The organism is Methanobacterium sp. (assembly GCA_012838205.1).
Classification (GTDB): Archaea; Methanobacteriota; Methanobacteria; order Methanobacteriales; family Methanobacteriaceae; genus Methanobacterium.
In genome coordinates this window covers 1-5,838 of the sequence record DUPR01000052.1, presented here as the reverse complement: position 1 = coordinate 5,838, position 5,838 = coordinate 1, and the positions used below count along the sequence as shown (strand labels likewise).

Sequence of the window (5,838 nt, the reverse complement as noted above, 5' to 3'; positions counted from 1 at the left end):
GTTGTCGTCTTTGGATATTTTTCGACCTAACTTATCAATCACTATACCCTGAAATTCTTTCCAATCAATCACGATAAATATCTCCTATTCCAGTGGCTTTAATTAGACAGAAAGCTGTAAGACTATTAGAAGGAAAGGGAAAATGACTAGATAATTTACTAGCGTTTCCACACCTTTGATCCGCACACTCCACAGAAAGTTTCATTACCACCCAATTTTTTCCCACACTTCTGGCAAGTTATTTCTATTTCTTCTAAACTACCTTTACCATGCATTTATATAATTTCATGCCAGTGGGAATTTCAGCCTTACAACTACTACAATTCACAGTTTCAACATTTTCCAAATTTTCATTCATTTAAATCCTCCAATAACACATTATAGATTAATATCACATTGAATCGTCCATTGAAATAAAATTTGCACCAGACAACATGTTATATTTGTCCACATCGCAAGTTACCACGATTATCTGCATTTCTTTAGCATTTTCTTGCAGTATTTCCAAAGCATGGTGCATCCTGACTGGATCTGTGTTAACTAAAGGGTCATCTAGGACTACCAGTTGTTTCTCATCACGGCTTAGGATACTGCCCAAGGCTAATCTGAAGAGGCACCAAATTTGTTCCTGGGTACCGAAGGATAAAAGATCCACAGGGGCTTCCTCACCATTGGCCAGTATTGTGTCTGGTTTCATGGTTTTATCAAAATTGAGTGAATATTTAGGTCCTAATAGTTTCTCTAAATCATCTGTGACCCGTTTACGTATAGGGTCAGATAGTACTCCAATGGTGTTTTCTCGGTAAAAATTAGTTAATTCATATAAGAGTTTAATGCTATCAGCTTCAGTTTGCAACTCTTTTTCCTGGATTTGGAGTTGTTCCAGTTTTTCTTCAATCACACTAGTATCAGCAGACTGTCCTATAATGAGTTGAAGTTCACTTTCACTTCTTGCTAAGTTAATTTCCTGACTTTTAATCTCATCTTCTAATCGTTGAACTTTAGTGTTAAGTCCATCAAATAATCCTAACGGACGGTTTTCTTTATCCTCAATTTCGTCTTGATAAACCTTCAAGGCCCTATTTTTTTGATCTAAACTAAAAGATAACTGGTTAAGTTCATCTTCCCTTTCCTGCCTACTGAGACCATCATCTTCTAAACGTTTGATTCTCCGTTGAATTTCTTCAATAATCTGTGTTTTTCCATGAAAATCAGTTTTCAACTGGTTGATTCGTTGATCTAACTCTTTTGCGTTTCCTCTATCAGCTTCTAACTCAGCGTCTAAATTGTTCCGATCATGGGTTTGCTGGTTGATTTCATCTTCAAGTTGGACGATTTTTCTTGAAAGCTCATCCCTGAATAAGGATTTGTCCTTATCATCACAATCTTTATAGTGAGAATCATCGGGGATTTTAGTCCATTTTAATTTAATCTTATTTTCAAATTCAAAAATTTCTTTTTGAAGCTCATCTAAGGTTTTATCTGATTTTTTATCAAGTTCAGTTTTGATTCTTTCCAAATCGTTTTTTCTACTTTCTCTGGAAATTAATAGTCCATTTAAGTCATCTAATTTCTCAGTACCATAAGGGGCAACCAGATCTTGGTAGTCACTCAGCATATTCTCTAACTCTTCTTTGGTGACTTGCACGTCATGACTACCACTTTTAACTTCAAACTCACCCAGGTCATCTACTCTGATTTTCAATGATTGGTTGGCTGTCCAGGAAATATTCTCATCTTCATTTAAATTAAAAGGAGTAACTTCACTATCTAGGGATATTTCACCAGATAAAACTGTTATTGGTTGAACTTTTACTGTTAGTCCCATGGCTTGGAGGCGAGTTTGTGTATCATGAATCTGCTGATTAAGTTTTTCAATCTCCTTCATCTGAGTAGAGGTAGGGGCTATGATCTGATTGAATTGGTTTTGGGCAGTGTCCAAGGCTTGGTAGAGTTCTTCTATCTCTTTAAATCGTTCTTTTTTGGATTCTAAGGCTTGTTCATCCATTACATTGGTGTGGGCTATTCCCACAATACTCTTCTCTGCAGTGGTGTGTTGGATGGTTTTATTTAGAACATCAAGATCTGAGATTTTTCTCTCTATTTCTTCGTTCAATTGGCTTAACTGGGTTTCTAATGGGCCTAATTGTTGTTGTATTTGTTCGTTTTCAGATTTTATCCCGTTGATTTTCTCTTCACTGTGATTGATTTCTGCTATTTTGAGATTTAGAGCTTCATATTTAGAGGTGATGCCTTCAATCTCGCGTTCTAGTTGTTCTCTATCTTTTTGGTGTTGACGTGCTTGTTCCACTTCAAGGCTGATTTTGTCCCTTTCTTCTTGACTAGTCTTAAGATTATTTTGGTTTCTTTGGAGTAAAAACTCACTATCCTCAATTTTTCGGATTAACTCGTCTTTTTTGGTTTGAATTCTTTTAGATTCAGATAATTCACTTTTAAGGGTGGAGATTTCGTCCTGTACTTGGGAAAGGGGGCTTCCTTTTCTTATCGTCTTCTTTTTTTCGGTGAATATTTCTAAAAATCGGGATCTAATATTTTTTAGGACTTCTTTTTCTTTTTCTGATCCAATAGTTGCCTGCACCATGGTCTGTAAAAGGGAAACTGTTTCATCATTGAGTTCATCACTGATGATGGGCTGGCCTTGCACCATCCACAGGGTTTGTCCCAATCCCCAGTATTGAGGTTTAGTATCGCCACGTGAGGGTAGTTGTCCGCCAACTAGTTCAATGAGTTCCTGGTCTGCTTTATCACCTTCAGCTATCTTTCTCCAGGTTTCATCTTCCAGTTTTTCCAGTAGGCATTTTTTCTCCTGGAAACCCTTGCTTATCCTGTATTGGTGTCCATTTTTTTGGAAGGTGATGGTGGAGATGGGGTTGAGTGATGTGCCCCATGGTTTGAGGGATTTGATTTTTTGTGAACTACTGGTGTGTTTGGAGTAAAAAGTGGTGATAATCGAGTCAATGAGGGTTGTTTTCCCAGTCTCGTTGGAACCGTGCAGAATGTTTAAACCGTCTTTGAAGTGGATTTCGATTGGGTTGGTGAATTTCTTCCAGTTTTCCAGTCGGATGCTGTTAACGTTCATTTATGATACCTCCCTAATCATCTGGTACATTAAAAGAAATGCCCGGTTTATGATCTCAGGGGATAGGCCCTCGAGTACTTCCTGGTTCTGGAGTTGGCTGAATATTTCCCTGGTGCGTTCTGAGGTGATGTCAGAGTATTCCTGGATTTCAGGTTGGGTTTTCATAATAGCCATTAAAGCCTCGAATGTTTGGTTGACAATTGCACCCTCAGGTATGAGGGCTTTTAATTCTAAAAGGTTAGGTTTAAGGTAAAGTTCATCCATGACAACTTGGAAATGCATGAATTTATTATGATAATCATCTGCTAATTGGCTAACATAGTTCATGGTTTCCTGGTTAGTCACACCCTTCACTTTAAGAAGAATAACGTTATTTTCAGGTTCTGGGATATCGTTAAGTTCTCCTACTAGGTATTGGGCATCAGCAAGGGTGTTTATTTCCTTTTCCTTTTGGAGCCAGGAAAGGGTGCCCACATTTATTGGGGTTATTTGTGGGGGAGAATCAGGTGATTGAATCTCAACTATTACTGCTTGACCACTGGCATTTTCACCGAATTTAGTGGTTTCAGGAGTTCCAGGGTATACAGTTCTTATCACTCCCTTACTGTCAGGTTGTTGGAATAACGAGTGCCATTCTCCTAATGCTAAGTAGTCTAAACCAGATATTGTTGTTCGATCTGGGTGGATGGGGAAGTTGGCATCATCAATGAATCCTACTTGAAGGTTTCCATGGGCTAAACCAATTGAAATGTTAGGGTTTTCTTGGGCATTGATCCATTCAGTGGGGTCTTCCTTGGATTTTTTCTGGGTGACTGGGCAGGGATAAATAGTTACATTGCCATGATTGTATGGTTCTGGTTGGGTGAATATAGTGAGGTTATCCAGTTTCTCCCATACTGGGTCGTTATATAATGAATCCTTACCTAAAGGGTCGTGGTTACCAGGGAGTAGGTAGATAGGGGTGGGTGCGGTTTTACTGAAGATCTGGGTAACTGCACTTAGGAGCTTGCGGTCGACTTGGTTGCTGTCAAAAAGGTCACCGGAGATTAAAATAAAATCAACATTTAGTTCTATGGCCTTTTCCATCAAGTTTTCTATGGTTTTTACGCGTATGTTCCTTGCTTTTTGAGCATTGTCTCCTAATTGTTTGTATTTTATTCCTAAATGCCAGTCTGCTGTGTGTAAGAATTTCACCATTTTCACATACTCCTCATACAAATGATCCTAATAATGTGTTGTTATCACATTAGCATATACTTATTCATAAGGAATATTATGTTCTGTCACAATAAGATATAGTTTTCTGTGAAAATATTATGTAATCAAAAAAAATTGTGAAACGCGGAAAATCATACTATTGATTCATGGTTTGAAGCTGTGATATACTAAAATGTTAGAGAAGGATTCACTCGGATAATTATTTCAAAAGGTTGCGAAGTTTATTCTGATATTACTATGATTGATATAAATTTGAAAAATTGACAAATAAAAATTAAAGGAGATATTTTTAATGCTTTACTCTCGAACTTGAGTAACTATTTATAAGCTATCACTCTAAAAGTTGAGTAACTATTTATAGGGGGTTACTCATAAAGTTGAGTAAGGCGATAATATGAAAACAGGCACTGATGATCTTTTAGATTACATCCTGGCCAGATTAAGAGAAGGCCCAAGATTAGCTCAAGATCACATTCAAAGAAATGGAAATAAATTCAAACATAGAAGTGCTTTTTTTAAACTTAAAAAGCATGTTAATAACTTTCTTGAAGGCAGTTACGAAAAAAGATTTTTAATCATGCCTGGTTTAAGGGGTGTTGGAAAAACTACATTACTTTTCCAAATTTATGATTACCTAGTTAATGAAAAAGGTGTAAATCAGGATAGAGTGCTGTATGTTTCTGCTGATCATCTGGGGGAATATTTGGGTGGAAGAATTGTTGATGCAGTGGATGTTTTTATTAGTGAAGTTCATCAAAAAACCCCGGTAACTCTGGATGAAGAACTTTTTATTTTAATAGATGAAGCCCAATATGATAAAAAATGGTCAAGTGCTGGTAAAATATTTTATGACCAGAGTAAAAAGATTTTTATGATATTTACAGGTTCTTCAGCATTAAGTTTGGAATTAAATGTTGATGCGGTCAGAAGATCTGAAAAAGAATCAATATTTCCGTTAAATTTTTCAGAATATTTACTTTTAAATCATGGTGTACATGCTCCAAAAGGGACATCAGCTAGTATTAGGAATTTAATTTTTTCTGGTGATGTGAAAGATGCACCTGAAATAGAAAATAAGCTAATGAGGAATATGTTAAGATTATCAAGGCCACTTGAAAAGGAGTGGGAAAATTATCTGTACTCTGGGGGATTTCCCTTTCAGATTGGCTTAACCCGGCATGATATACATGGAAGAACTTTTGACATGTTGAGTCGTGTTGTAGAAAAAGATGTGTCTCTTATAAGGTCCTTTAGATCAGATAGTCGAAGTTCTATTTTTAGGATACTTATGCATCTGGCTATTCAAAAAGCGGGCAAAACATCTGAGGGTAAATTAGCCAAAGATATAGGAATTTCTTCTGCTTTGGTTAAAGACATCCTTTCAATTCTGGAAAAAACTCATTTGATATTTCATATTAAACCATTTTCTGGAAGTGGGAGAACACAGGTAAGAAAGGCTTGGAAGTACTATTTTTTATCTCCATCAATAAAAACCAGTATAAACTTTGAATTGGGTAAAT

General features: G+C 36.6%; 4 protein-coding genes. 1 reads left to right on the top strand and 3 read right to left on the bottom strand.

From position 1 onward, the window contains the following. Nucleotides 1-158: 158 nt before the first annotated feature. The 3 genes from GXZ72_07860 to GXZ72_07850 form a co-directional block, all read right to left on the bottom strand. On the bottom strand, nucleotides 159-275 hold the full coding sequence (locus GXZ72_07860) for a zinc-ribbon domain-containing protein (protein ID HHT19459.1): 117 nt from the start codon (nucleotides 273-275) through the stop codon (nucleotides 159-161). Nucleotides 276-391: 116 nt separating this feature from the next. Further along, complete coding sequence (locus GXZ72_07855; protein ID HHT19458.1) at nucleotides 392-3,100, bottom strand: AAA family ATPase; 2,709 nt, start codon at nucleotides 3,098-3,100, stop codon at nucleotides 392-394. After that, a complete protein-coding gene (locus GXZ72_07850; protein ID HHT19457.1) occupies nucleotides 3,101-4,297 on the bottom strand; it encodes a DNA repair exonuclease in 1,197 nt (398 codons plus the stop codon). Nucleotides 4,298-4,712: 415 nt separating this feature from the next. Between GXZ72_07850 and GXZ72_07845 the strand changes: the two genes are divergently transcribed. After that, nucleotides 4,713-5,838 (top strand): ATP-binding protein (locus tag GXZ72_07845; protein HHT19456.1); only part of this gene is annotated, 1,126 nt, incomplete at its 3' end.

What these genes read in the sequence shown, in the direction of transcription:
- GXZ72_07860 (HHT19459.1), bottom strand. Translation starts at nt 275, where the DNA reads ATGCATGGTAAAGGTAGTTTAGAAGAAATAGAAATAACTTGCCAGAAG.
- GXZ72_07850 (HHT19457.1), bottom strand. Translation starts at nt 4,297, where the DNA reads ATGGTGAAATTCTTACACACAGCAGACTGGCATTTAGGAATAAAATAC.
- GXZ72_07855 (HHT19458.1), bottom strand. Translation starts at nt 3,100, where the DNA reads ATGAACGTTAACAGCATCCGACTGGAAAACTGGAAGAAATTCACCAAC.